The following is a 25,214-nucleotide window of genomic DNA, read 5'->3' on the forward strand; positions in this document are numbered from 1 at the left end:
AACCATCCTCCACTTCGGAAAAAATCAAGGGTTTCTCCAGAACTACTCATACAATGAAAAAGAGAAAATATACTATAACAGCCAGTTCGAAATGCTCTATAACACTAGTAGATGATGTTTGCGGCATCTTAGAACTTGATTTTTAGGAGGGGAATTATGGATCAGCTTCAGCCTGTATCGCATGGCCTGGAGCCTTGGGCGGAATTCAACCGGATCAAATGGGGCTGTGAAGCGAAAATCATGAGATTTCAACGCGAGGATTCCGAGGCGTATATCGAAAGTCTCTTTTTTCTGAACAAACGGGGAAAAATCTGCCTCCCTCCGCTCAATCCATTCCATCCGACCGTGTTTCAGCCTACGTCGACGGACAAACCCTACCGTTTGAACCGGCAGTGGCATCAAACCGCCGAGGTGATGATCGGGGAATTGCTCCGGCATGGGGGAAGCGCGGCATTCTGCTTCCCGCCGGACATCCGGGATATCCGCCCATTTTTGTGGAGGGGGTTTAAGGCCAACGTGAAGTATACCTATCAAATCCGGCTTCCCCATTCCCTGGACCAGGCCAGTCCCGGCATACGCAACCGAATTAAAAAGGCGGTCCAAGAAGGATACCGCTGCCGTTTGACCCAAAATATGGAGGAAGTGTACGCCTGCCTGCTCGAAACGGAAACGCGAAAAGGCTTCAGCCACCGGCTGAGCCTGGAAGACTTGCAATTGGCGCAGCGGCTTCTCGGCAACGCGGGTCTTCGTTGTTATGTCTGTTACAGTCCAAGCGGTGAACCGGTTACCGCCAGCGTTATCCTGATTTTGGACGGACGCCGGGCCTTGTTCTGGATCGCGGGCAGTAAAACCGAGTATTTGTCGCATGGCGTGGTCCAGCTGTCCCAGCATGTTGTGTTCGACGATCTGGCCGCAGCGGGTCTGAAGGACATCGATTTAGTGGGAGCCAATCTGCCGTCCGTCGCCCGCTCGAAATCCGGTTGGGGAGGAGAACTCGTGCCCTACTATCAGGTACGGATTCCGGTATTCAAAGAGCTGGCTCGTACAAGCCTGGATTGGTTGCGCTTCAACCGGAGAAAACGGCTTGCTATTTTTCAGGAAGAAGGGAGTTTCAGAGCAAGAGGATGATGGATCATACAGCTTTAAGTCAGTGGGGGGAATTCAATCGTCGCAAATGGGGCTGCAAGGTGGAGCATGTGCGGCTGCAGGCCGGGCGGTCCGAGGCGCGAGGAGAGTGTCTGTTCTTTTTCAATGCCGGAGGCCGGTTCATGCTCCCGCCGCAAAATCCGTACCACCCGTTGGTGTTTCTGGCTACTCCCAGTCAAAAGCCTTTCCGTATCAACAAGCAGTGGCATGAGATTGCCGGTTTGCTGATGGATCGGCTGCAGGAGGTTCGGGGGCCGGTCCTTTTTCACCTCCCGCCGGAGATGGACGATGTCCGTCCTTTTCTGTGGCGGGGGCTGAAGGCGGAAGTGAAATATACGTATTGCGTTAACGTCCCTTATTCCTTGGACCTCGCCAGCAAGGCGATCCGCAACAAGATCCGCAAGGCGGAAGCTGCCGGCTATCGAACCGAAAGATCGGACAATATGTCGCATGCCTACCAGTGTCTGATTCAAACCGAAAAAAGGCAGGGCTTCAGCCATCGGCTCAGCGCAGCGGACCTGGAGCTCGCTCGCGATTTGATGGGAGACCATGCCTTTCGTTGCTATATTTGTTACTCCAAAGACGGAGAACCGGTCAGTGTCAACATTTCCCTGCTGCTGCACCCTGCTTCGGCGATCGGCTGGATCGCCGGCACCAAGACCGCCCATCTTTCGAACGGCGTCGTCCAACAGGTTCAGCTCCATGAATTCGAGGACCTTGCCGCCGCCGGCGTAGAGCGGTTTGATTTTACGGGGGCCAACCTATCTTCCGTCTCCGAGGCCAAGGCGGAATGGGGCGGAGAATTGCTGCCCTATTACGTCATTCGCAAACCGGGCTTAAAGGACGTGCTGCGGGCCGGCCGGGATTGGCTGCAATTCTCAAGGGGGATCAGACCGTGACCTCGAGCGATGACGGATGAACGTAATACTGATTGCGTCCTTCCCGTTTTGCTTCATACATCGCTTCGTCCGCTTCGCGAATCAGCCGGTCCAGATCGCCCGGGCCTCCATCGTAAACACAAATGCCGATGCTCGGCGTGGTCACCAGCGGATATCCCTGATAGTAGTACGGCTCAGACAAGCTGCCGATAATCCGCTCGGCGACTTTGGAAGCGTGCCTTTGATCACTGGCCGAGAGCAGGACCAGGAACTCATCCCCTCCAAGCCGGCAGACCGTGTCACTATCCCGAATATGGCTGCACAGTCTCCCGGCGGTTTCCTTGAGCAATAAATCCCCCGCGGTATGGCCGAAAGCGTCATTAACCTCCTTAAAGTTATCCAGATCGATAAACATAATCGTCAGCGGAGTCATCCCGTCATGCACGTATTGATCGAACCGCATTTGAAAGAGTGCCCGGTTGGGGAGTCCCGTCAACTCATCATGATAGGCCAGGTATTCCACCTGCTCCTCCAGCCTTTTGCGCTCGGTGATGTCAATGATGACTCCCTCCAGCCTTTCCAGATGCCCCAGTTCATTAAAGAGCGGGGTTCCCCGGATTTGCGTCCAGCGGTACTCCCCGTCTTTATCGTAAATCCGGCATTCCAGATTCACGCTTCGTTTATCCAGCACCATTTCTTTCTGGGCCTGCATGATCCGCGGCTTGTCCGCGGGCAAGACCAAGCCGGTCAGCAAATGATAGTCCCCTTTAAACGCCTCCGGCGGCCAACCGGTAATGTGAACGATTCCATCCGACAGTGTCATCACACCTATGCTTAAGTCGAAAGACCAGGTGGCGATTTTGACGTTCTCCAAAATATTGTTCAGTTGAATCCCATTCTTCTCCGCCTTCAGCCATAGCGACTTCGTATACCGGGTGAACAAGAAAGAAAACGCGGTGGTAAACGCCCCGAAGATAATGACATAGATGACGTCACTGGCGGCGGCTTCCGGAAACATCTTATCCCGAAACCGGATGAACAAATAAGCCGCACTCACCAGATACAAGCCTCCCGACAGCAAGACCGCTCTCAGATCCAGGTACAGGAGGACAAATAGCGGCACAAGTCCGAGAAAAATATAGTTGAACGAGTACGGGGAATTTATGGCCTGACTCACAAAAAACACGTAGAGGGAAGCTATCATCAGCAGCATGACGATTTCCGGGACACGGCGGCTGTTCACAAGCAACAGCATAATCAAGCCGATCAGCAGACCTACCAGGGGATGGATGGCATCTATGCTTTTGTCCACAATCAGATTTACCGCGAGTGCAATGCCATAGAAGCTCCACAACAGCTTTACCACAAGTACGTTCCGCTGGTGAATTTCTTGCAACCTGTTCATTTAATCCACGCTCTCCAAAAAATAGTTATAAAGAACTAGATTCACTTTCTTTCATATTACACCTTTGGGAATTATAAGGGTACTGTTTCCTGAAAAAAATTAATATACGGTAACAAAAAAGACCGGATCAACATCCGGTCCTTGCTGTTAAGGCACATATTGCTGAACAATTTGGGTGACCACACCATTCTCGATACTCAAATGATAAGGGAACACTTGCGGATCAAGCACCTGGGCGCCCCGGAACAGACTCGTGAATTTGTTCAAGCTCACCGGCTCGTTCCACACGATATCGGCATCCGCGGGGTCTCCACTCCGATCATAAATCTGCATAAGGACTTTGGCGTCCTTGGCTACCGTGAAATGTTCCAGGGCCTCATCCTCATTGACGATATAGTACCCGTCCGGGGGTCCGTCAATACCGGCGTCCGGTTCGTGCTTGGCGAACACCGCCTCGGCTTCCTTCCCGGTGTACCACTCAATCGGGTCGACCGTCAATTCGGTCCCGTCAGCGCGGGTATTGAGAGCCTCGATATAAACCGTCAACTGCCTCGTTTCCGGAGCTGCCGCCGCAGGTTCGCTTTCCTGCCGGCTTGCGCCAGAGCTGGACGTAGTAGTAAACGAAGTTAATATTACGATAAGAAACAGGGGGATCAACAGCTTCATCCATTTTTTCATTTCAGCGTCCCGCCTTTCGAAATCCGATATAACCGTCTATGAAGTATAAATAACCATCCCGGAAGGATTTAAACACCACCGGTAAATTTATACTTTCATTATATGGTTTCCCTGAAGGAAAAGGGTCACAATCCGGTTAAAACGGGTGACAAAATCTTATCTTTTATGGACGCTCAATGAGCCGGAAAGAAGGTGAGCTGGATCAGGAAAATCAGCCCGAACACATAAAGCAGCGGATGTACCTCACGGCCCTTTCCGCTGACCAGCTTCATGACGGGATAGGTGATGAAGCCGACCGCGATCCCTGTGGCGATGCTTGCGGTTAACGGCATCATCAGCAGGATGGCGAAGGCCGGGAAGGCTTCGTCAAACGTCTTCCACTGAATTCGGGCAAGTCCCTCCATCATAAAGCAGCCGACGATAATCAGCGCCGGGGCGGTGATGGCGGGCAGCGAAGAGATCGCGCCGACGAGCGGTGAAAAGAAGACGGACAGCAGGAACAACACGGCAACCACCAGCGAAGTGAGACCGGTGCGTCCCCCGGCCGCGACCCCCGTGGTCGACTCGATAAACGCGGTCGTCGGACTGGTGCCGAACATCGAACCGACCGTTGTCGCCGTCGCGTCGGCGAGCAGCGCGGACTTCGCGCGCGGGAACTCCCCGTTCTTCATCGTGCCCGTCTGCTCCGCCACGCCGATCAGCGTACCGGTCGTATCGAACAGCGTGACAAGCAGAAACGCGAACACGGTCGTATACAATCCCTGGCTGAACACGCCGGGAATGTCCATGTCAAAGAAGACCGGAACCGGTGGAGCGGAGACTACGGCTGCGAACTTCAGCTCACCGGTCAAATAGCCGATCAGCGCGGTGACCGCCATCCCGATGAACAGCGCCCCCGGGACCCGGCGCGCCATCAGAATCAGCGTCACGAAGACGCCGAGAATCGTCAGCAGCGTCACCGAGCGGTGCAGATCGCCAAAGGTGACGAGATTCTCCGGATTGGCGACGACGATGCCGGACATTTTCAGTCCGAGAAAAGCGATAAAAAGGCCGATGCCGGCGGTAATGCCGAATTTCAGCGAATCGGGAATCGCCCGGATTAGCGCCTCCCGCAGCTTCGTCAGACTCAGCAGCAGGAACAACACCCCGGCGAGAAACACCGTGCCGAGCACGGTTTGATAATTGAGCCCGGTGGAGGCGACGACGCTGGTAAAATACGCGTTCAGCCCCATGCCCGGAGCGATGGCGATCGGATGGTTGGCGAACAGCGCCATAAACAGCGTCCCGATCACGGCGGCGATCACCGTGGCCATAAACACTTGGTCAAAAGGGATCCCGGCCGCACTCAGTACGGCCGGATTGACGACCAGAATGTAGGCCATGGCCAGAAAGGTGGTGATCCCCGCCACCAGCTCGGTTCTGACGCTGGTTCCATGCTGTTCGAGTTTAAAAAACTGATTCATGTAGGTATTCTCTCCTCTGTTTTTGCGGCTTTACATTGTAATCCTCTAGTATTGTCCGCTTATCCCCTAGCCTCGTCAAGGCCTGGGTGATTCATTCCACGAATCTTTCGGAATTTGCGACGGAGGCTGTGGGATTGAAGGAAACCGTCCCGCTAATTTCGCCACTTATCTCGCACAAAAGGAAATATCCAGATTTACTCACGTTATTTCACCAAAAAAGAGGTGGCGGGCTCCAAAATCAGGGTTTCGCCTGCTTTTTCCTACTAAAAGTCACTTGCGTTGCTTTAACCCTGACACATGATTACAACGGAGCTTGATGCCTTAATCGCTTTTAAAGAACTTCGCAAAAAAGTACAGGCCTTTAAACAAGGTTCTGCAGTTAGGAAGTCTAACGGCCGTGAGAGCCGTTATGTTGCGATTGAATCACGTATTGGGATTCTAACGGTCGTGTGGACCGTTATTTACTTCATTTCGACCAAAACAGCCATACTTATATGAAATAGGGGCCGTGGCGGCCGTTAGAATTTGGATTCAGTGCAAACAGGGCAAATAACGGCTGTGGCGACCGTTAGAATAGTTTAGAGGGGGAGACGACGATCTAAGTTCGACATGTTGCTTGCCGAAGCGGCGGATTGGCCCCAAATGGGCAGCATCAAGGAAGGTTTGATGCAACGTCATTGCCTAAAAGGCCATTAATCCCTACTGATGAGCCAGTTTCGACAAAATAGCGCCGCATAACGCCCTTATTTACCTATCCGGCTTTCAAAGGAAAGCTGGCTCCACCATATTTGTTCGTATTTAAATGGCTTAATGCAACGGCTAGTGGCCCGCAGCCCGCTTAGTGCAGATTTAAGGGGGATTTCCCCGGTAAATTGACCTCGTCCGCCTTGTGATGCCAAGCAGCCCGCCTTTTTCCGCGGGGAGACCTACGCAAAAAAAGACTGCCCCAAAAATGCGGACAGTCCCTTTTTTCTATCTTTACTGCTGCGGCTGCGGCTTAGGCTGCGGCTCGGCAGGATGATACTCAACCGGGGCGTGCGTGCGGCGCAGGAAAAGTCCCAGCAGCAGCGCGATGACGCCGACGAACATCGAGACGGTGAACGCGTTGTGAATCCCGGAAACGATCGCGTGCGGAATTTGAGCCGGATCGGTCGGGTCGGACACCGTGCTCAGGTAGCTCTTTTGCCCCGAGGAATAAATGCTGATAAACAGCGCCGTTCCGACTGCGCCGGAGACCTGCTGCAACGTGTTCATAATCGCGGTTCCGTGCGGGTACATCCGGCGCGGCAGTTGATTAAGTCCCGTCGTTTGACCGGGCATCATCACCAGGGAAATCCCGATCAGCAGCGAGATATGCATCGCTATTACGTTTCCTACAGGCGTCGTGGGGGTCAGGCCGCGCATAAACCAGATCGTGACGATCACGATGACCAGACCGGGAACGACCAGAGCCCGCGGGCCGAACTTATCGAACAGCCGCCCGGCAATCGGCGACATCAATCCGTTGATGACACCGCCCGGCAAAAGCGCCAGTCCTGCCGCAAACGGAGCCAATACAAGCGCTCCCTGCAAGTACATCGGCAGCAAAATCAACGTCGAGAACAAGGTCATCATCATGACCATCAGCAACGCGGCCGCCAGCGCAAACATCGGGTATTTGAAGACCCGGACGTCCAGGGTCGGTTCCTTGACAACCAACTGGCGCCATACAAACAGACCCAAGGAAACAAAACCCGCCACCAGACAAACATAAACGGTCGGATCGGACCATCCGCCGCCTTCACCGGCATGGCTAAAGCCATATACGATCCCGCCGAAGCCGATGGTGGACAGCAAAATCGAAATCATATCCACTTTAGGGCGGGTCAATTCGGAAACGTTCCGCAGATAAACGGCCGCGAACAGAATGGAGAATACGGCCAGCGGCAGAATCAGGAAGAACAGCCAACGCCAGTTCAAAGCGTCAAGAATCAAGCCTGACAGCGTCGGTCCGATCGCCGGACCAAACATGATGACGAGACCGATGGTGCCCATGGCGGCTCCTCTTTTTTCCGGGGGATAAATCGTCAGAATGGTATTCATCATCACCGGAAGCAGAAGTCCCGTGCCGACGGCTTGGATAATCCGGCCGACGAGCAGGAGGCCGAACGAAGGAGCGGCCCCGCAGACCATCGTTCCTATCAAGAACAGAATCATCGCGGACAAAAACATCTGTCTTGTGGTAAACCATTGAATCAACAACGCCGTAATCGGAACCAAAATACCGATCACCAGCATATAAACGGTGGATAACCACTGTATCGTCGAAGGACCGACGCTTAATTCCTTCATTAAATCCGTATAGGCTACATTCAGCAGGGTTTCGTTCAGAATCGACACGAACGCGCCGATAATCAGCGCAATCGTGATCGGAAGCCTTCGGATCCCTTCCGTAGGCGCGGATGAAACCGCGCCTGTCGCGTCCATATTCATTATACTTTTCCTCCAATACTATCCAAGGTTAATTTATGTTTATGTCTCTATATCAACAAGGCGAAAGGCTCGCGGCTCTTCCGCCTTGGCATGTTCGGCTCTTTTCGTAATTAGACCGTTCTATATATAAAATTTTAAGTATGAGGTTAAAAAAAGCCTGTACCCGCCCGCTAACGCACAAATAATCGCGGAATCAGCTTGGAGGCAATCCGTAGTGGTTCGCTGCTCTTTTGGGTCATACTCATGATCGCCGCGCCCTCCACCATGGAATTAATCATCACGGCCAATTCATGCGCTTCTTCCTCCACTAGCCCGGCCGATACGAACTTCTTCTTAAGTTCGACGCCCCAGCATTCATAAGCATTGCTGCAAGCCTGGCGGATCGTTTCGTTACTCTTGGCCGTCTCATGTGCGATAATGCCGATCGGTACTCCAATCACTTCATCCTTGTCGAATTGCTCGATCATCAAATCCAGCATGCGTTGAATGGCCTCCACGGGATCCGTGGTGGATTGCAAAACCTTCATCATTTCGGAACGCGCCGTGTCCTGCGTGTAGCGGATAGCCTCACAGGCGAGCTGCTCCTTCCCGTCGGGAAAGTGATAATATAACGAGCCCTTAGGAGCCCCGCTCAGCTGAGTTATTTGGTTTAGGCCAGTCGCATTGTAGCCTTGATTCATCAGTAGTCTGGCGGTTGTTTCAATCAGGGATTTGCGGGTGGGATTCTGGTTTGCCATTGAAATAACCTCGCGTCTCATAGGATTATACCAATCGGTCTATATAATTTAGTCCATAATAAATCCCCTGTCAAGAACCCAAATCCAACTTATATAGGTTGAGCTTAAGAATTAGCGTTGGGCAAGGTTGTGAAATGGTTTCGGAGATACGTTGCCAACATCCAAACTGTAGAAATAAAGCGCCAACGTCGGAGTCTACACATTAACGGGAAAATCTCCCGTTAATGCACCGCTCTTAGCTCTTGGATCGGATTTAGCTGGAAAAGCTCCATCTATTTCGCAGCCCAATGGCCGATATTCAGAATTTCAGGCGAATTAGCGGGAGGTTTTCCAGCTAAATCGCCTCTGCAGTCTCATACGCACCAAATTAACGGGAAGAATTCCCTTTAATTCCAACCAAACCATTAGTTGCAGGGCGGTGCTAGGCGGGTATCTTATTTTTTTGACCCGGTGAGGACTCTTTTATTTCCGTCTTCGATTAAAATAATATACGAGAACCCGTTGCCCAAATCCGTCGAAATTAGTCCCTTAACCATGGCTAGTTCCTATTATAGACAACATTCCTGACAGCGTACTGTCAGGAATCGAATACTCGGCTTTATTAAATTTGTTGATACCAGGGAAGAAGGCGATTCTCTATGAAAAAGATGAAAAAGGGGGCTTTAAAGGTCCTTGTTTTCTATGCTGCGGTCAATTTGCTCTTTCTTTTTTTGCGACATGTCGTTTTTGGCTTGATCGATGTGCCGGATCCATACGATTTGATCGTTCAGCTGGCGTCCGCCGGAATTGCCGTTTTACTGGCGCTGCTGATCACCGGCTATCTGACGAATGGAGACGCTTAACCTCCTGCCCGACGCCGTAAAAACCGCCCGCCATAAGGGCAACGCCCTCCTCCTGATACACCCGCGGGACCCGCTGGCCGATGAGGCAGACCATCTCATAATTCACGGTGTTCATCAGCGCCGCAACCTCATCAATGGGGATGGTCTCCCGCCCCTTTTTTCCGCCAAACAAGATGACGGTATCCCCCTCCGACGCATCCGGCACCGCCGTGACATCGAGCATCGTCTGGTCCATGCACACCCGCCCGACGATCGGAACCCGGCGGTTCCGCAAGATCGCCGTTCCCCGATTGGAAAGCGACCGCGATAAACCATCCGCATAGCCGATCGGCACGGTGGCGATAAGCCGGTCCCCATCCGCCCGGTAGGTCCGTCCGTAGCTCACCGTGTCTCCCTTCGCGATTTGCCGGAGGGCCACAATCTTCGTCTTCAGTTGCATCGCTTCACGAAGCGGGTAGTTCGGAAGCTTCGTATAATCCGAAGGGTGCAGGCCGTACATGGCGATACCTACCCGGATCATATCCAGATGCATATGGGAAAAACGCATGGCGGCGGCGCTGTTGCAGCAATGCTTGAGAGGAATGGACAGCCCCCTGGACTCAAGAGCCTGGATACAGGAGATGAACTGCCGGTATTGCCGATCCGTGAACCCGGGGTCTGGCCCATCCGCATCGGCAAAATGCGTAAACAGCCCTTCCAGAACAATATGAGGTGAACATGCGGATGCTTGTTGCGCCATCTCCACCACCGCCTCGGCGGAGGTCAGGCCGATCCGGGACATCCCCGTATCCAATTTGAGGTGGATCCGGGCCGGCTTCCGCCGCAGTTCCGCCCGGGCGGCAGCTTCCCGCAGAACGTCAGCAGAGAAGACCGTCAGAGTTATATCATGACGAACCGCCAAATCCACCGCGGAGGGCGGGGTATAGCCCAGCACCAGGATCGGCAGTTGGATTCCCGCTTCCCTGAGGTGCAGAGCCTCATCAAGCAAAGCTACACCAAGGTAATCCGCACCGCCCACTCTCGCCGCCCGCGCCGCTTGCACGGCACCGTGGCCGTATCCGTTGGCTTTGACCACCGCCATTACCCGGCACTCCGCAGCCGCTTGACGCCGGAACAGCGCAACATTATGGGCTATCGCATCCAGCGAAACTTCCGCCCAAGTGTCGCGGCTACTGACCTTCGAAGGAGTGGATATCATGATGCCCGCTTCTTTCATATCGCCTCCACACCCATGCGCATCCGGCTCAAAAAGCGCTCCATTCGCTCCAATGCCTTTTCCAGGTTCTCCGTGGACGCCGCGTAAGAAAAACGGATATGTCCTTCCCCGCCCGTTCCGAATACCCGGCCCGGTACGGCTGCCACCCCGGCCTCGCGAAGAAGCCTTTGAGCAAAGGTGTCGGAGTCCTCCCCGGCAGGAGAAATTGAAGGGAAGGCATAGAAAGCCCCTTCCGGTTCATGGCAGGGAAGCCCGAGCTCTCTCAACCCGCGTACAAACATGCGCCGTCTTTCGTCGAATACTTCTTTCATCGCTTCCTTGGCCTCCAGGCCATACCGAAGGGAAGCCAGCGCGGCGATCTGCCCCGGCGTTGGGGCGCACATCGCGGTGTACTGGTGAATTTTCAACATCGCCGACAGCAGATCATGATTGCCGCAGGCGGCATACCCGACCCGCCAGCCCGTCATGGCAAACGCCTTAGAAAAACCGCCGATGACCAGCGTCCGCTCCCACATCCCCGGCAGCGAAGCGATGCTGACGTGCCGCCTTCCGTACGTGAGCTCCGCATAAACTTCATCCGAAATGACGATCAAGTTATGCTTTACGGCGAGCGCGGCCACGGGAAGCCAGTCCTCCTCCGTCATGACGGCTCCTGTCGGATTTCCCGGGTAATTGACGATCAGCACTTTGGAGCGGTCCGTGATCTGCCGGGCCAACGCATCCGCGGTAAGCTTAAACTTCTGCGCTGCGTTCGTCTCAACCTCCACAACTTTTCCGCCGCACAAATGGGCGATGGGCGCGTAAGCGACATAACCGGGAGCCGGCATCAGAATTTCATCCCCGGGAACGATGCAGGCCCGAAGCGCCAAATCAACGGCCTCACTGGTGCCGACGGTAACCAGGATTTCCCGGACAGGGTCATACCGGAGACGAAAGCTGCCCTGCATATATTCGCAGATGGCCTCTCTGAGCTCCGGCAGCCCCGCATTCGCGGTGTACCCCGTCGGCCCGTCATAAAGCGCGCGAATACACGCCTCACGGACCGGTTCAGGCACGGAGAAATCCGGTTCCCCCACCCCCAGTCGAATCACATCGGTCTCCCCTAGGGTCTGGTCAAAAAATCTCCGGATTCCCGAGGGCGGAATTTCCCTCACTCTTGGAGCAATCCAATTTTTCGTTGATGTCATTGCGTTTCCCCTGCCTTTCCCCGCTCCCGCAGCGAGCCTTCAATAATCCGGTCCAGCAACTCAGCATAAGTCCACCCCGCCGCCTCGGCGCTTCTGGGCAGCAAACTGGTTTTCGTCATGCCCGGCAGCGTATTTACCTCCAGCACGTAGGGCGTATCGTTTCGCAAAATCATATCGATCCTCGCATAAACACCGCATTTAAAAAGCCTGTAGCAGGCCATCGCCGTCTCCCGGACGCGGGAATGCACGTCATCCGGGAGAGCGATAGGCGCCTCCTCGGCTCCGCCGGCGGTATATTTGGCATTATAGTCGAACCATTCCGCACAGGCCGCGCGGATGCCCAGCACCGGAAGCAGTTCCCCATCAACGAGCGAGCAGGTGATCTCCTGTCCCTCGATCCTCGATTCGACGATAACCGCCCGGTCCCAGCGAAAAGCTTCCGCGACCGCCTCATGCAGTTCCTCCTCGTCGTCCGCCCGCCGCACCCCAACGCTGGAGCCGCCGTTGTTCGGCTTTACGAATACCGGAAATTCCACGCCAGCCACCTGCTCTCGCCAACCGTCGAGCGTAAGGCACCGCCAATTCGGGGTCGGTATGCCCTCGGCGCGCATCATCTTCTTGGACAAGTCCTTATCCATGCAAAGGCTGCTGGCCAGCACGCCGCTTCCCGAATAAGGGATGCCCAGCGTTTCCAGCGCGCCCTGCACCGTGCCATCCTCGCCAAAAGCCCCGTGAAGCGCAAGCAGCGCGAAATCGATATCCTTCACCTGGTCGATGAGCTCTTCCCGCTTCGTTACGACAATGGGCAGCACGTCATATTTTTTCCGGTCCAAATGCGCCGCCATCTCCTGCCCCGTCATCAGCGAAACCTCATATTCCGAGGAGACGCCGCCCATAATGATGCCGATTCTCATCCCTGATCGCCCCTTCTCCCTAAGTCCTTCGGTCCGACAGTTTCCCGTCAGTCCCCCATCATTTTTGCCGCCGTCTCGCCGATCAGACGTATGCCGGTGCCGATATCCTCATCCGATACTCTGGAGAAACCGATCCGCATCGTATTCCGCCCCCGTCCATCCGTATAAAACATATCTCCGGGCGTAAAGATCACGCCTTGTTTCGAGCAGGCCTCCAGCAGTTTCCAGGTGTCGAAGTTTTCGGGGAATTCGATAAAAAGATGCAGCCCCCCGCTCCCCGAAAGCCGGCTGTACGGAATGTAGCGCTCGCAGCAGGCTTTGGTCCATTCGTATTTCCGCTTATACTCCATGCGGGCTTTCTTTAAATATTTCTCAAGATTTCCGTTCTGCAAATATTGAAAAAGCACGGATTGATCCAGCGTTGAGGTGTGAATGCTGCGCGCCCGCTTTACGCTTTCCAGGCTGTCGATCAACGAGCGGTCCGCCAGCACCCAGCCGACGCGGATCCCCGGGAACAGCACTTTCGAGAAGCTGCCCAGGTAGATGACACTGTTGCCCGTTCCCGCCATCGCGATCAGCGGAGCCACATGCGAGCCCGAATAACGCAGTTCCTCATTGAACCCGTCCTCGATGACCGGGATGCGGTAGCGGCCGAGCAGCCGAAGCAGGGCCAGTCTTTTTTCCGCTGAAGTGACAATCCCTGTAGGGTTATGGTAAGAAGGCACCAGATAGGCGCAATCGTAAGGCCGCTCCGCCAAAGCCTCCTCAAGCTTCTCCAGGTTTACCCCGTCCGCATCCATCGGGATGCCCGTGATCTCAAAGCCGTGCAGCTTGAGATTTTTGATCGCCGTATAGTGCGTCGGATTCTCGCAAATGACCGCACCCCCACGGTCTCGGTGAAGTGCGGACAATACGATGTCGAGACCTTCCGTGAATCCGTTGGTGATAAGGATGTCTTTGCCCTGCAAATCAACGCCCTTGCTCTCCATATAGTTCAGCAAATATTCCATTAACGGCTTGTAGCCCTTGGCATATCCGTAATTCAAAAGCACCCGGCCTTCCATGGCCATGCGGTCCAAAAAAGCCCGTTTGACGTTCTCGAGATCAAACAGCTGTTCATCGGGCGCGATGCTGGTAAATGAAATCGTCCCTTTCTCCGCACGGAGGCCGCGTTTCATATGATCAAGCTCTACCGCCTGCCGCGCCTGCCGGCTCATCCGGTCCTTCCAGTCCATCCGCCATGGTTCGGCGGCCGCCGCCGGCCCGGGAAGGGTCGCGTCGGAAGCGACATAGCTGCCTCGGCCCGCTTTGGCATAAATAAATCCCTCTTCTTCCAGCAGGGTATAGGCGGAAATCGCACTGTTGCGGCTCACGCCCAGCAGTTCTCCCAATTCCCGCGTGGACGGCAGCTTTTGCTCGCTCTGCAAAGCACCTTTCAGGATCAGCCCTTTCAGGTAGTCCCTGACCTGGATATAAACCGGACGGCCTGCGGCAAGCCGAAAATCATTGAACATGCTTCATCTCTCCTTACCCTCATGATGGCACAAACCGGCGCAAAAATAAAAGAACCGCCGATCCGTTTTTTTGACCCGGAGGCGGTTCTCATATGGCGGCGAGAAAGGGGAACGTGGGGCGGCGCGGCGATAACGGGAAAACCTCCCGTTAATTTGACCTTTTGCCCTCACCAAGCGAATTAACGGGATTACCTCCCGCTAATTCGCCTCAAAGGGAGCCAACACGCGGGAAGGCCGCGAATTACCTGGAGGTTTTCCAGCAAAATTGGTGATTTGGCCGATTACGCGTAAATTAACTGGAGGTTTTCCAGTTAATTTACTGGAATGACCGCTCCAGTTTCACCGTCAATCCTCAGGGGCCTGAACCGAGGACGCCTGCTGCGGCAAGGTCTGCTGCTGTGCCGGCCTTGCCAGCCGGAGGCGTTCTTCCGCAACAGCGGGCGTACCGGCGTCCGGGCTGGATTCGACATAATGCTTCAGCAGGGAGAGCTTGTTCTCCCAGAAGCGGTCGAAGTAAGCGAGCCAGCGCTTCAGCTCGAGCAGCGGATCGGCGTCGAGCCGGTAGCGAGTTTCCCGGCCTACCTTCCGGTCCCGGACCAGTCCCGCATCGGAGAGGATGCGAAGATGCTTGGAAACGGCGGTCCGGCTCATCGAAAAGTGGCCGGTCAGCTCCTTCAGCGGCAGTTCCCGGTCGCCGAGCAAACCCAGAAGCTCACGCCGGGTCGGATCAGCGACCGCTTGAAAGACATCTTGTTTCGGCGCGGCAGCCGCGTTTGTCATCGTTAACCTCCGACGTAGGCGGACAGCTTGTTAACAAGGCCGGCCCAGCCTTGGTCCATCCGGTCGCGCACAATGTCATGGGGCTCGCCGAACTCCGTCACTTGAGCCGCGGTCCAGCCGCCGTGGATGAGCGTAAACTCGATCTGCCCCTCTTTTTCCACCAGTTCAAAGGTCAGCGTCCAATCTTTACCCCAATTAAAAGACAACTTGTTCGGCGGATCCACAAGCGTTACTTTGCATGGAGATTGCCCGAAAGGCCCTGCCTGCAAATGAAATTCATGTCCAACCACCGGCTTCAGATCATTCGGCATAAACCAGGCCGACAATCCCTCGGCCGTAGCGACGGCCTCCCAAACCTTCTCTGCCGTTGCATGCAATAAAATAGTATGCCGGATATCCGGCAGCGTTTCATTCATCTTATCTTCCATAATCTATTCTCCCTCCATTAGGAAACTTTTTAGTTTCATTTTTAAGCATGGCGTCATTATATGAAACCAAACGGTTTCCTGTCAACTGAAATTAAGGACCGTACTCCACTATAGGTTGTGAATACGGCCCTTTCTTCATTCCATGGGATACGGCTTTGTTAAACTAGCATTTCTTACCGCTTCACTACTCCCCCACGGTAATCTCGTACAATCTTGCGGTTTTCTCGGCCGGCAAGACGACCTTTAGTTCCCCGTCTTTGGCGCTCCAGACGCAATCCCCCGCAAAATCCTGCGGGTAAGCGCAGCGTACTTGGAGCGGCTTACCCTTTAACCAGTCCAGCGGGATGGTTGTCTCCGCCGGCTCATGCGGATTGCCCGTCTCGACAGCCCGTACCCGCCACACGGCCAGGTAAATCCGGTCCTCCCGCCGGAGGCCAAGACTTACCCATTCGTCCTGCTGGGTCGGCAAGCCGAGCGGCCAGAACGGCAGCGCTTCGGGAATATCGGCGCGGATCGTTTTGTAGTAATCCAGCGCCTCCTTCACCAGCTCCCGCCGACGCGGGCTGAGTTCGGCCAGGTGGCCGCTCTGGTGCACGCGCAGCAGCAGCGCGTTGACCATGTTGAACACGACTTCCTCGTCGTTGCCTTCCCGCAGCGGGTAAGACCAGATGGCCGATTGCTCCGGCGTCAGCGCGGACGGGGAAGCCGCCGCGATCGCCGCGTAATTGACGTAGTCCTCCTGATCGCTGGTGGACTGGATACTGTGACGGCTGAGCATCGCATAGTCCATGCGCATCCCGCCGCTGGAGCAGTTCTCGATGACGAGGTCGGGATAACGGGCAAAAATGCCGTCCAGCCACTCCAGATAGGCGCGGTTATGCTGGAGCAGCCCGTCGCCCACGCTGTCCGCCCCGGTTTCGGTCCCGATGCCCGCGTTGATGTTGTAGTCCATCTTGATGTAGCCGACACCGTAGTCCTCGACCAACCGGCGGATCACCTCGGTCGCGTGCGCCCGTACCGCCGGATTCCGGTAGTCCAGCTGATACCGGCTCCGGTCTTTGACCCGTTTGCCGTGCCGCATAAAGAACCAGCTGTCATCCGTATCTTTCAGTTTGGGACTGTGGATGCCCATCACTTCCAGCTCCAGCCACAGGCCCGGAATCATGCCCTTGCTCCGAATATAGTCGAGGACGTATTTGATCCCTTCCGGGAAGCGTTCCTCCGACGGCAGCCACTCGCCTACGCCGTCCCACCATTCTCCCGCGGCATACCAACCGGCATCGATGCAGAAATACTCGCTTCCCACCTCCGCGGCGGCATCGATCAGCGGCAGCAACTTCGCGGTCGTCGGGCTGCCCCACAGGCAGTTCATGTAATCGTTAAAAATCACCCGCAGCAGCCGGCTATCCTCGTTCGGTCGGCGAATCTTGCGCCGATATTGGGTCAGCGCTCCGATGGCCTCATCGAATCCGCCGGATACCGTGCCCACGGCGACCGGGATGCTGACGAACCGCTCTCCCGGTGCCAGCTTGTCCCACCAATGGTTGTCATGTTCGGTCGGTCCGCTGATCAGCGCGGTCAAATAATCGTTCTGGTCGATGATTTCCCAATGCCAGGAACCGTTATGCTCGATCTGCCAGAAAAGGGCCGTACCCGCCTCCTCGTTCTCCAGCACCGCCATCGGAATATGTTCCGCGGCGGACCAAGACCCGGTATTGCTGCAAGAAATCCGTTTGGAGGACCGGTCGGTCAAATGCGACAATCCCAGCTCGGGCAGCCGGTACGCTCTCCATTGCAGTTCGCTCTGCCACCCCGTATGCGGAATGAACAGCTTCATTTTCTCGTCGCGGGACCGTACACCCTCCTTGTCGATTCCGGTCAATGCGAAGGACGAGACATATTCCACGCCCAGTTCTTCCGTTCCTTCATTGCATAAAACCACCCAGGCGCGGGCGGCGGGAACGCCATCATAAAACTGAATGTGCTGCACGGCCGAAAGCGAGGTTACCGGGTCCTTGAGCGTGATTTCCAGCTTGCGCCCCGTCTCGTTCCGGACATCCGTATGACCGGCATAGCGCATGCGCAGTCCGGGGTAGGTGGCGCGGTGCGTCCGGCCGTGGTATTCCTCCCGGTCTTCGCCGGTAAGCTGCAGTTCCATCAGGCGGAAGCCTTGTTTCTGATCCTCGCGCACCTTTTGCTCCTCGTACGGCACCGCGCCGAAATGCAGCAGCCGGACATCCTGTTCTTCCGTAATCTCCAGAACCAGGTACAATCCGTTCTCCTTCAACTCTATCTTCCGGGTCTTCGTCATCGTTCTCCTCCTCGCATCCTGCATGCGTTCTCGTAGTACTATCTTCATTCTATACCTTCCGATCCCCGAAAAAAACTTAACGCAGCACCAGGCGGTGCTGCGTTAAGGCGAGTGACTCGCGGCCCGGTATTATTGAGCGGAACCGAGTTGTACCCAAGCTTGTTCGATTTCGGCTACAGCAGCGTCTTTATCTTTGCTGCCGCCAATGTAAGCCTGCATAATTTCACCAAATTTTTGGTGGAACGTATCCAGCGAGTAGTTGATGGAGAGGTCGCCGGAAGGCTCTTTTTTCAAAATCTCGTCCATTTGCTTCGGCATATCCAGATCAGGAAGCGGAGCGTCCTTGATTGGAGGGATTACTTTCGCAACGCTGGAGAACCAGTTCTTACCGTATTCCGAAGTGTACAACCAGTTGAAGAATTCAATCGTTTCCTTCGCTACAGCGGAATCTTTGTTGATCCGCAGCGCCTGGTCGGCCCCCGTAATGATTTGGGATTGCTCCGGTTTGTCGCTGACAGGGTAACCCGCGATGCCGATTTGGATGTCCGGCGTAATTTTCTTGATCGCTTCTTCGTCCCATGCGCCCTTACCGTTCAGAATCGCCGCCTTGCCGGAGGCGAAGTCGCTGACTTGAGCGTTGCTGTCGCGCTCCAGAGGCTTGTCCGTACCATGTTTTACCGTAGTGTCAACATAAGCGAAGAAGTTATTGTACAGTAAAGGATAATCCTTGATTTTGGCTTCCCCGGCGATAAATTTGTCGACCAGTTCTTTCGGAGTTACGCCGGCATCCTGTGCTGCGGCATCCACGAAGTGTTGGAAGAGGTGCTTCCATACCCACCATTCTTTGTAGGCATTGGCGAATGGCGTGATGCCTTTGGCTTCCAGCTTGGCGATGGCGTCTTCCATCTCGGCTGTCGTTCTAGGGAATGTTGTGATACCAGCATCCTCAAACAATTTCTTGTTGTATACGATCGAGAAGAGGTTGCCTTTCACCGGCAGACCGAGCACTTTGCCGTCGCTGGAACTCATGTTGGCGCGAACGGCATCCGTCATGGCTGCCGCCAACGGTTCGTTCGTCAAGTCGGCGCTGTATTCCGCGTAAGTATCGATGTCCCCGCCCGCGGTCGTTTGGAATACGTCCGGCGTGCTGCCTGCCGCGATTCTGGATTTCAATACGGTGTTGTAGTCGGATTGCATAATTTCCAGATTGATCGTTACGTTCGGCTTCACTTTTTTATACTCTGCGATGTAAGCATTGAACGCATCCGTATACTCCGGGGAAGCTGTGAACATGTTGATTGTTACCTTCTTGTTGTCGTCCGCAGCGCCGCCATTTCCTGCGTTGGTTCCACCAGCCGCTCCGTTATTCGCCGCATTGTTGCCGCCGCAAGCGGACAAGAGGCCCATGATCAGCGTCAGACTAAATAGACCCGCCCAAATCTTCTTCTTCATTGCATACCCCCACTTTCTTATTGTGTTTGCGCTAGAGGTTTGACCTTCTATGCTCCCTATTCTAAAGAAAAGGGTGCCCAATAAAAATGTAGATATGTGGTCTGTTAAGGGTAAAAAAGTAATGTTATAGGCTAGTTCACTTTTTAGCCCTTTCCGCCCGCTGACTCCGGTACTCCGACGGAGAAATGGCGTAGTAATTCCGAAAAGCTTTGCTGAAATAGTTCTTGTCCTTGTATCCGAGCATTTCGGAAATTTCCTGTATTTTTAGCGTGGAATCGTTCAACAGTTCCTGCGCTTTGTCCATACGAATCTTTTGAATATACTCATGTATGCCATAGCCGTACTGCTGTTTGAACAGCTTCATCAAATATTCCCGGCTTAGAAAATACTTCTCCGTGAACATAGATATTTTAATATCCTCATAATAGTGGTTATCGATATATTCCTTGATGTCCTCTACATTGAACGGGCGCCTTCCGGCCATCGCCTGGCGGATTTGCTCGCTGTAGTATTCCAGGGTCCGCATCAGCAAGCCCTCGAATTCGTCGAAGGTCGCAAAATCGGTCTTCACCCGAACCGAGCGCAACCCGCGCTCCCCGCTGAAAGACGGAAGCCGGTCCGGCGACACTCCGAGTTCGAGGGCCATATCATTGAAAAGCACTACAATCTCGCGGACCATACGGTCGGCATCCCCCAGGCCGAAAAAAGCGGAGGCCCGGACCTTGCGGGCAAATTCGCCGAGGACTGTTCTGGCGTGGTTCAGGTTTCCCGCTTCCACGGCGCTGCGCAGGATCGGCATCCGTCCCGTCAGGGAATGGACGTCGCGGACCGTCTGCTTGTCCCCGGAACCGATCACCGCCTTGCCCGTCAGCTTCAACAGGTCGATCGCCTGCAGCGAGGAACCCGCCGCCTCATAAGAGTCAGCCAATTCCAGCGCGTCATCGCACGGCCGGCCGACACCGCCCGCCGCAATGATGCCGAACAGGGAACTTAAGGTGGAGACGACGCGTTTCAACAACTGTTCCGAGCGGAACAGCAGCTCCTGCGGATAACCGCCGTTGGCGGTATACACCGCGATGATTTCCCGCTCCTGCTTCGGATTGGCAAAGCTAAAGCATTGAAGGCCGTCATCGGACATCTCGTTAATTACATTCGCCACGGCAAAATAGAGCAGCTCCGTATCCGAATTGAACCGGCTGTCCCGAATCGACTCCATATTGAGAATCCGCAAGACGAGCGTCCCGTAGCGAAGGTTTTCCTCCTCGGCGCCGATCAGGGCCAGAAAAGCCTTATTGCTCTGTTTTTTGAAGCTTCGCTCGATAATGGAGAAATAAATCTTCTCTTTCAGCTTAGGCAGCGACATATTAAAAGCGATATTCCGCGTGATCGATTCACTGCGAATCTGGCGCTTCGCCTCCAGCAGGCCGACCGCCTTGCCGAGCGCCTGATTCAGATCCAGGCGGTTGATCGGTTTAAGCAGATAGTCCAGCACTTTGGAATGGATCGCCTGCCGGGTAAATTCGAAATCGTTGTACCCGCTGATCACAATCGTTAAAAGCTCGGGAAATTCCGTCTCCATCGCGCGCAGAAACTCCACCCCGTTCATTTCGGGCATTTTCATGTCGACCATAACGAGGTCCGGTTTATGTTCCCGAACCATTTCAAGCCCGGACTTGCCGTCCGTGGCCTCCAGTACCGTATCTACCTGAAGCCGTTCCCAATCGCCCAGGATGCGAATCGCTTCGCGAAGCGGTTCTTCATCGTCAATGATCAGCACTTTATACATGACTTTGGCCTCCCCGCGGTATCAGCATGATCATTTTCGTGCCTTTGTCCCCGCTCTCAATCCTTAAGCCCGCTTCCTCTCCGTAAAGGAGAACCAGCCGGGTATGCAAGTTCTTCAATCCGATGTTCTCCCCTTCCTGCTCTTCCCACTCCGTACGGAATGATGCCAGAATTGTCTCCATCCGGGCCGGCGGAATTCCCGGACCGTTATCCTCCACCGTAATGACCGCATGGGTATCACCAAGTTCCGCCCGGATTACGATGCGGATGGCCACGGACACCTTCTCCACCCCATGCTTGATGGAGTTTTCAACAAGCGACTGAATGGACAGCTTGGGGATTTGCAGCTCCATCAACGAATCGTCCCATTCGACAGACACGTCGAGTCGGCTCCCGAATCTGGCTTTTTGCAAGGCCAAATACCGCTCGATATGCTTCAGTTCTTCTCTAGCGTACACGATGTCTTTTCCGCTTATACAGTATCTCAGCGTGAGGGCCAGTGCATCCACCATGTCTGCGACGTCAAAATCGCCGCTCTTCAGCGCTTTGGTGGAAATCGCCTGCAGGGCGTTATATAAAAAATGAGGATTGATCTCCGCCTCCAGCGCCTTTAAAATCGCATTTTTCTCCACCAGCTTCATTTTATACCGCTCATTGATCAGGTCATTGGTCCGGGATACCATCCGGTTGAAATGCCGCGTCAGATAGGCGATCTCATCCCTGCCCTTCACCGGTGCCTCGGCATCGAAGGTTCCTTCGCTGAACCGCTTCATTTGATGGGACAGCTTTTTGAGCGGCTTCGTAATCGCGTTGGAGATCAGCGTAACCAAGACGACGGAAATCACCAGAAAAATAAATCCGATTAAGTAGTTCAAGTCTCGCGTTACCCGGGCCGGCTCATAGATATTGCTGTAAGGGATCGGCTTGACCAGCTTCCAGCCGTCCTGCTCCCCTACATTATATACGATCAGATATTTTTGACCTTCCGCGGTCCAGGTCATCGGTCCGGCCGCCACGCCTTCGCCCGACGGGGGAAGTCCGCCGGCCTCTTTCAATTGCTTGTAAAATTCAAGATTGTCCGCATGGAACGGGACATTATGGGGATCCAGATAAAGCAGGTGCTCTCCATCTTCAAACGGGATGTCCCGCATAATTTCATTTTTCATATCCGGTTTTAAATAAAATGATATCACCGCCTGCGGCTCCCTGGAAGCAATGGACCGCAGCACCCGGTGATAAGCCATAAACCCCGGATCCATAATCGCCGTATAGCCCGTCTTCGCATTGGGATCCAGAAAAGACTGGTAGGACCTGTTATACGGGCTTTCCATAGCCTCTTTGAACCAGGCCTGCTCCGGAATTTTCCCTTCGTAACTGATCCGCAGCTTAATATCGTAAGCTTCCTGGGTAATCGAATAGTATTTGCCCTTCCCGACGAGGTACAGGTAGATACTGCTCAAGTCGTCGCGCGAGTAGAACAGGCTGCGGAGGTAATCCTCCAGATACATTTTGGAAGCATAGTCCTGATCTTCGTTGATAATCGCGCGGATCAGATCGTCGTATCGGATTTGCGGTAAGGACAACTGCTCAATCCCCTCCAGATAATCCTCCAGATTCTGATTCACCAGCTTCAGATTGCTCGCCGTGCTTTCGATGCTATGATCCACGGATTCCCGCTGGAGCATGTTGTACGAAATGATGGTTAACGAACCGACAACGAGGATAATAATCGTGGAAAAAAACAAAATAAGCTTATTGACCAGCCTGCGGGAAATCGGCTCGATCAGGTTGCGGAAGGCTCTGTCTATGCGGTATATCATCGGCTCCATCCTATCTGCGCTTTTTTTCACAGTTCACCTTTTTACCCTTAACTGTTTATTTAAATCCATTTAGACCGAATACCCCCTGTCCTATAATTGCATTATAACTGAAATACAACAGCGAATTTAAACCATCGCCACGAAAAAGAGGTGCATTATGATGAAACTAGGGAGAAAACGTGCCGACAAGCTCGAATTCGGAGCCTTTACACTTCCCATTCTAATTTGCGTCATTGCCGTGTTTTATTATCCGTTTATCATGACGATCCGCTATTCCCTGACGAAATGGAACGGGATTTCGAAGCATCCGAAATTTATCGGATTGGATAACTTCAAGCAAATCTTCATGGGGGACGCCAACTTTACCAACGCGGCCTTGTTCACCATTAAATATGCGATTCTGTACATTATCCTGGTCAACGTGCTGGCCATCTTGCTGGCGCTGGTCCTCGATATGAAGCTGAAATCGACCAATTGGCTGAGAGCCGCGTTCTTCATTCCCTACATCCTCAGCCTTGTCATCGTCGGCTTTATCTGGAAGTTCATCTTCATGCAAGGATTCGAGTCTTTGGGCGAAAGCACCGGATGGGGACTCTTCCAGCTCAGTTGGCTGGGTGAACCCGGGCTTGCCTTCATCTCGATTCTGCTGGTTTCGCTCTGGCAGTCCATCGGTTTCTATCTCGTGATTTACATCGCCGGTCTCCAATCGGTGCCGGACGACCTGAAGGAAGCCGCAACCGTGGACGGCGCGGGGCCGATCCGCCGCTTCTTCAACATCACGCTGCCGCTGCTCGCTCCGTCGATTACGATCTCCGTGTTCATGGCGCTGACCAACTCGATCAAAGTGTTCGACGTCATCCTGTCCCTGACGGGCGGTGGTCCGGGCGGAACGACATACTCGGTCGCTTACGATATTTACCGCGACACGTTCCAAAACAACTTGTACGGCTACGGTACGGCGAAAGCGCTCATTCTGTTCGTCGCGGTACTCGTCATCACCGTAATCCAGCTAACGATCTTTAAACGCAGGGAGGTTGAGGCTTAATGAAATCCAACAAAACAGGACGTATTCTGCTCGAAGTCGTGATGGTCATTTTGTCCTTGATATTCCTGTATCCGCTGTTCCTGACCATCATCAACTCGCTCAAAAGCTTCTCCGAGGTCATGACCGACGTCATCGCGCTGCCCAAGGCGCTGGCGTTCGAAAACTATACGTATGTATGGAAATTCATCAACTATCCGCGGCTGTTCCTGAACAACACCGTCATCACGGTTCTCGGCCTGGCCGGCATTGTGCTGATTTCCTCTATTGCCGCCTATAAACTGGCGCGCACGAAATCCAAAGCCAGCGGCATCATCTACTTCCTTTGCATCATGCCGATGCTGATCCCGTTCCAGTCGATCATGCTGACCGTGCTGCAAATGGCCAAAAACCTGCATCTTGCCGAAAGCACCTGGGGACTCGGCATTATGTACTGGGGCTTCGGCGCCCCGCTCGCCCTGTTCATCTATCACGGCTTCGTCAAAGGCATTCCGAAGGAGATCGACGAAAGCGCCACAATCGACGGCGCCTCCGGATTCCGGCTCTTCTTCAGCGTCATCTTCCCGCTGCTGAAATCCGTGACGACAACCATCATCATCATCGACGTGATGTGGATCTGGAACGACTTCCTGCTCCCGCTCCTGATGGTCAACGGCTCGCCGGACACCAAGACGCTCACGCTGGCCGCCTACACCTTCGTCGGACAATACACCTCCGACTGGCAGTATGCGATGACCGCCATGGTGATGGCCGTGCTCCCTTCGATCGTCGTATTTATCTTCCTGCAAAAATACATCGTCAAAGGCGTTGTCGCCGGCGCGGTGAAAGGCTAAACCCGGGCGTCCCATCCAGCACCTCTTGTGCCGGATGGGACGTTTTATTTGCGCCAGGGCATCGCGGCTCTCACGGACTTACGGACTTACGGACACAATAGCCGCTATTTCGCGCTAAACCGCCCTTTAACAAATCTAACGGAAGCCATAGCGCCTATTTGTGTTGATTACCGACAAAATCACCTCGTTTTGCCGAAATAGCCGCTACTGGGTCCGTTAAAATTCCAATTCGCTCTTAAAACACGAAATAGCAGCTATGGCTTCCGTTAGCGCGTAGCGGTCTGGTCTAAGCGGTCTATTGGCTCCGGCGT

20 protein-coding genes are annotated in these 25,214 nt (G+C 54.2%); 5 read left to right on the forward strand and 15 right to left on the reverse strand.

Going from position 1 to position 25,214, the window contains the following annotated elements; genetic code table 11:
• The first annotated feature begins 156 nt into the window (after positions 1 to 156).
• A complete protein-coding gene (locus V4U84_RS04775; RefSeq protein ID WP_334072313.1) occupies positions 157 to 1,128 on the forward strand; it encodes a GNAT family N-acetyltransferase in 972 nt (323 codons plus the stop codon).
• On the forward strand, positions 1,125 to 2,045 hold the full coding sequence (locus V4U84_RS04780) for a GNAT family N-acetyltransferase (RefSeq protein ID WP_334072314.1): 921 nt from the start codon (positions 1,125 to 1,127) through the stop codon (positions 2,043 to 2,045). The genes V4U84_RS04775 and V4U84_RS04780 overlap by 4 nt, the downstream gene beginning before the upstream one ends.
• On the opposite strand, the gene V4U84_RS04785 is transcribed toward V4U84_RS04780, so the two are convergent.
• From V4U84_RS04785 to V4U84_RS04805, 5 genes are all read right to left on the reverse strand, one after another.
• Positions 2,035 to 3,429: a diguanylate cyclase domain-containing protein gene (locus tag V4U84_RS04785; RefSeq protein ID WP_334072315.1), complete on the reverse strand. Its 1,395-nt coding sequence runs from the start codon at positions 3,427 to 3,429 to the stop codon at positions 2,035 to 2,037. The two genes, V4U84_RS04780 and V4U84_RS04785, sit on opposite strands and share 11 nt — an antisense overlap.
• Positions 3,430 to 3,576: 147 nt before the next feature.
• Positions 3,577 to 4,107 (reverse strand): hypothetical protein, encoded by a 531-nt coding sequence (locus V4U84_RS04790; RefSeq protein WP_334072316.1) that lies wholly within the window; start codon positions 4,105 to 4,107, stop codon positions 3,577 to 3,579.
• Between the two features lie 173 nt (positions 4,108 to 4,280).
• Positions 4,281 to 5,570, reverse strand: coding sequence for an NCS2 family permease (locus V4U84_RS04795; protein ID WP_334072317.1), 1,290 nt, complete (start codon positions 5,568 to 5,570; stop codon positions 4,281 to 4,283).
• Positions 5,571 to 6,548: 978 nt separating this feature from the next.
• Positions 6,549 to 8,042 carry an MDR family MFS transporter gene (locus V4U84_RS04800; protein WP_416367207.1) on the reverse strand — a complete coding sequence of 498 codons (1,494 nt, stop codon included), beginning with the start codon at positions 8,040 to 8,042 and terminating at the stop codon, positions 6,549 to 6,551.
• Positions 8,043 to 8,212: 170 nt separating this feature from the next.
• Positions 8,213 to 8,779, reverse strand: coding sequence for a TetR/AcrR family transcriptional regulator (locus V4U84_RS04805; protein WP_334072318.1), 567 nt, complete (start codon positions 8,777 to 8,779; stop codon positions 8,213 to 8,215).
• Between the two features lie 638 nt (positions 8,780 to 9,417).
• On the opposite strand from V4U84_RS04805, the gene V4U84_RS04810 reads away from it, so the two are divergent.
• Positions 9,418 to 9,621 (forward strand): hypothetical protein, encoded by a 204-nt coding sequence (locus V4U84_RS04810; protein WP_334072319.1) that lies wholly within the window; start codon positions 9,418 to 9,420, stop codon positions 9,619 to 9,621.
• Here V4U84_RS04810 and alr read toward each other — a convergent pair.
• From alr to V4U84_RS04860, 10 genes are all read right to left on the reverse strand, one after another.
• Positions 9,590 to 10,837, reverse strand: a complete 1,248-nt coding sequence (gene alr, locus V4U84_RS04815; protein ID WP_334072320.1) for an alanine racemase — start codon at positions 10,835 to 10,837, stop codon at positions 9,590 to 9,592. The genes V4U84_RS04810 and alr overlap by 32 nt on opposite strands.
• Positions 10,834 to 12,024, reverse strand: a complete 1,191-nt coding sequence (locus V4U84_RS04820; RefSeq protein WP_334072321.1) for a pyridoxal phosphate-dependent aminotransferase — start codon at positions 12,022 to 12,024, stop codon at positions 10,834 to 10,836. The genes alr and V4U84_RS04820 overlap by 4 nt, the downstream gene beginning before the upstream one ends.
• On the reverse strand, positions 12,021 to 12,938 hold the full coding sequence (locus tag V4U84_RS04825) for a D-alanine--D-alanine ligase (RefSeq protein WP_334072322.1): 918 nt from the start codon (positions 12,936 to 12,938) through the stop codon (positions 12,021 to 12,023). Before V4U84_RS04825 ends, V4U84_RS04820 begins: the two co-directional genes overlap by 4 nt.
• Positions 12,939 to 12,985: 47 nt before the next feature.
• The gene (gene pdxR, locus V4U84_RS04830; RefSeq protein WP_334072323.1) at positions 12,986 to 14,452 is read right to left on the reverse strand and encodes a MocR-like pyridoxine biosynthesis transcription factor PdxR; all 1,467 of its coding nucleotides are present in this window, start codon (positions 14,450 to 14,452) and stop codon (positions 12,986 to 12,988) included.
• A gap of 345 nt (positions 14,453 to 14,797) precedes the next feature.
• Positions 14,798 to 15,232 carry an ArsR/SmtB family transcription factor gene (locus V4U84_RS04835; RefSeq protein ID WP_334072324.1) on the reverse strand — a complete coding sequence of 145 codons (435 nt, stop codon included), beginning with the start codon at positions 15,230 to 15,232 and terminating at the stop codon, positions 14,798 to 14,800.
• Between the two features lie 2 nt (positions 15,233 to 15,234).
• Positions 15,235 to 15,660: an SRPBCC family protein gene (locus V4U84_RS04840; protein ID WP_334072325.1), complete on the reverse strand. Its 426-nt coding sequence runs from the start codon at positions 15,658 to 15,660 to the stop codon at positions 15,235 to 15,237.
• Between the two features lie 184 nt (positions 15,661 to 15,844).
• Positions 15,845 to 17,971, reverse strand: coding sequence for an alpha-galactosidase (locus tag V4U84_RS04845; RefSeq protein ID WP_334076828.1), 2,127 nt, complete (start codon positions 17,969 to 17,971; stop codon positions 15,845 to 15,847).
• Positions 17,972 to 18,100: 129 nt separating this feature from the next.
• Complete coding sequence (locus V4U84_RS04850) at positions 18,101 to 19,423, reverse strand: extracellular solute-binding protein (protein ID WP_334076829.1); 1,323 nt, start codon at positions 19,421 to 19,423, stop codon at positions 18,101 to 18,103.
• 136 nt (positions 19,424 to 19,559) lie between these two features.
• Positions 19,560 to 21,209, reverse strand: coding sequence for a response regulator (locus tag V4U84_RS04855; protein ID WP_334072328.1), 1,650 nt, complete (start codon positions 21,207 to 21,209; stop codon positions 19,560 to 19,562).
• Positions 21,202 to 23,028 carry a cache domain-containing sensor histidine kinase gene (locus V4U84_RS04860; protein ID WP_334076830.1) on the reverse strand — a complete coding sequence of 609 codons (1,827 nt, stop codon included), beginning with the start codon at positions 23,026 to 23,028 and terminating at the stop codon, positions 21,202 to 21,204. The genes V4U84_RS04855 and V4U84_RS04860 overlap by 8 nt, the downstream gene beginning before the upstream one ends.
• A gap of 157 nt (positions 23,029 to 23,185) precedes the next feature.
• On the opposite strand from V4U84_RS04860, the gene V4U84_RS04865 reads away from it, so the two are divergent.
• Both V4U84_RS04865 and V4U84_RS04870 read left to right on the forward strand, forming a co-directional pair.
• Positions 23,186 to 24,073 (forward strand): carbohydrate ABC transporter permease, encoded by an 888-nt coding sequence (locus V4U84_RS04865; RefSeq protein WP_334072330.1) that lies wholly within the window; start codon positions 23,186 to 23,188, stop codon positions 24,071 to 24,073.
• Positions 24,073 to 24,903: a carbohydrate ABC transporter permease gene (locus V4U84_RS04870; protein ID WP_334072331.1), complete on the forward strand. Its 831-nt coding sequence runs from the start codon at positions 24,073 to 24,075 to the stop codon at positions 24,901 to 24,903. The genes V4U84_RS04865 and V4U84_RS04870 overlap by 1 nt, the downstream gene beginning before the upstream one ends.
• The last annotated feature ends 311 nt before the right edge of the window (positions 24,904 to 25,214 follow it).

Origin of the sequence: Paenibacillus sanfengchensis (assembly GCF_036864765.1) — a bacterium.
Lineage (GTDB): Bacteria > Bacillota > Bacilli > Paenibacillales > Paenibacillaceae > Fontibacillus > Fontibacillus sanfengchensis.

What these genes read in the sequence shown, in the direction of transcription:
- V4U84_RS04775 (WP_334072313.1), top strand. Translation starts at nt 157, where the DNA reads ATGGATCAGCTTCAGCCTGTATCGCATGGCCTGGAGCCTTGGGCGGAA.
- V4U84_RS04780 (WP_334072314.1), top strand. Translation starts at nt 1,125, where the DNA reads ATGATGGATCATACAGCTTTAAGTCAGTGGGGGGAATTCAATCGTCGC.
- V4U84_RS04785 (WP_334072315.1), bottom strand. Translation starts at nt 3,429, where the DNA reads ATGAACAGGTTGCAAGAAATTCACCAGCGGAACGTACTTGTGGTAAAG.
- V4U84_RS04790 (WP_334072316.1), bottom strand. Translation starts at nt 4,107, where the DNA reads ATGAAAAAATGGATGAAGCTGTTGATCCCCCTGTTTCTTATCGTAATA.
- V4U84_RS04795 (WP_334072317.1), bottom strand. Translation starts at nt 5,570, where the DNA reads ATGAATCAGTTTTTTAAACTCGAACAGCATGGAACCAGCGTCAGAACC.
- V4U84_RS04800 (WP_416367207.1), bottom strand. Translation starts at nt 8,042, where the DNA reads ATGAATATGGACGCGACAGGCGCGGTTTCATCCGCGCCTACGGAAGGG.
- V4U84_RS04805 (WP_334072318.1), bottom strand. Translation starts at nt 8,779, where the DNA reads ATGGCAAACCAGAATCCCACCCGCAAATCCCTGATTGAAACAACCGCC.
- V4U84_RS04810 (WP_334072319.1), top strand. Translation starts at nt 9,418, where the DNA reads ATGAAAAAGATGAAAAAGGGGGCTTTAAAGGTCCTTGTTTTCTATGCT.
- alr (WP_334072320.1), bottom strand. Translation starts at nt 10,837, where the DNA reads ATGAAAGAAGCGGGCATCATGATATCCACTCCTTCGAAGGTCAGTAGC.
- V4U84_RS04820 (WP_334072321.1), bottom strand. Translation starts at nt 12,024, where the DNA reads ATGACATCAACGAAAAATTGGATTGCTCCAAGAGTGAGGGAAATTCCG.
- V4U84_RS04825 (WP_334072322.1), bottom strand. Translation starts at nt 12,938, where the DNA reads ATGAGAATCGGCATCATTATGGGCGGCGTCTCCTCGGAATATGAGGTT.
- pdxR (WP_334072323.1), bottom strand. Translation starts at nt 14,452, where the DNA reads ATGTTCAATGATTTTCGGCTTGCCGCAGGCCGTCCGGTTTATATCCAG.
- V4U84_RS04835 (WP_334072324.1), bottom strand. Translation starts at nt 15,232, where the DNA reads ATGACAAACGCGGCTGCCGCGCCGAAACAAGATGTCTTTCAAGCGGTC.
- V4U84_RS04840 (WP_334072325.1), bottom strand. Translation starts at nt 15,660, where the DNA reads ATGGAAGATAAGATGAATGAAACGCTGCCGGATATCCGGCATACTATT.
- V4U84_RS04845 (WP_334076828.1), bottom strand. Translation starts at nt 17,971, where the DNA reads ATGACGAAGACCCGGAAGATAGAGTTGAAGGAGAACGGATTGTACCTG.
- V4U84_RS04850 (WP_334076829.1), bottom strand. Translation starts at nt 19,423, where the DNA reads ATGAAGAAGAAGATTTGGGCGGGTCTATTTAGTCTGACGCTGATCATG.
- V4U84_RS04855 (WP_334072328.1), bottom strand. Translation starts at nt 21,209, where the DNA reads ATGTATAAAGTGCTGATCATTGACGATGAAGAACCGCTTCGCGAAGCG.
- V4U84_RS04860 (WP_334076830.1), bottom strand. Translation starts at nt 23,028, where the DNA reads ATGATATACCGCATAGACAGAGCCTTCCGCAACCTGATCGAGCCGATT.
- V4U84_RS04865 (WP_334072330.1), top strand. Translation starts at nt 23,186, where the DNA reads ATGATGAAACTAGGGAGAAAACGTGCCGACAAGCTCGAATTCGGAGCC.
- V4U84_RS04870 (WP_334072331.1), top strand. Translation starts at nt 24,073, where the DNA reads ATGAAATCCAACAAAACAGGACGTATTCTGCTCGAAGTCGTGATGGTC.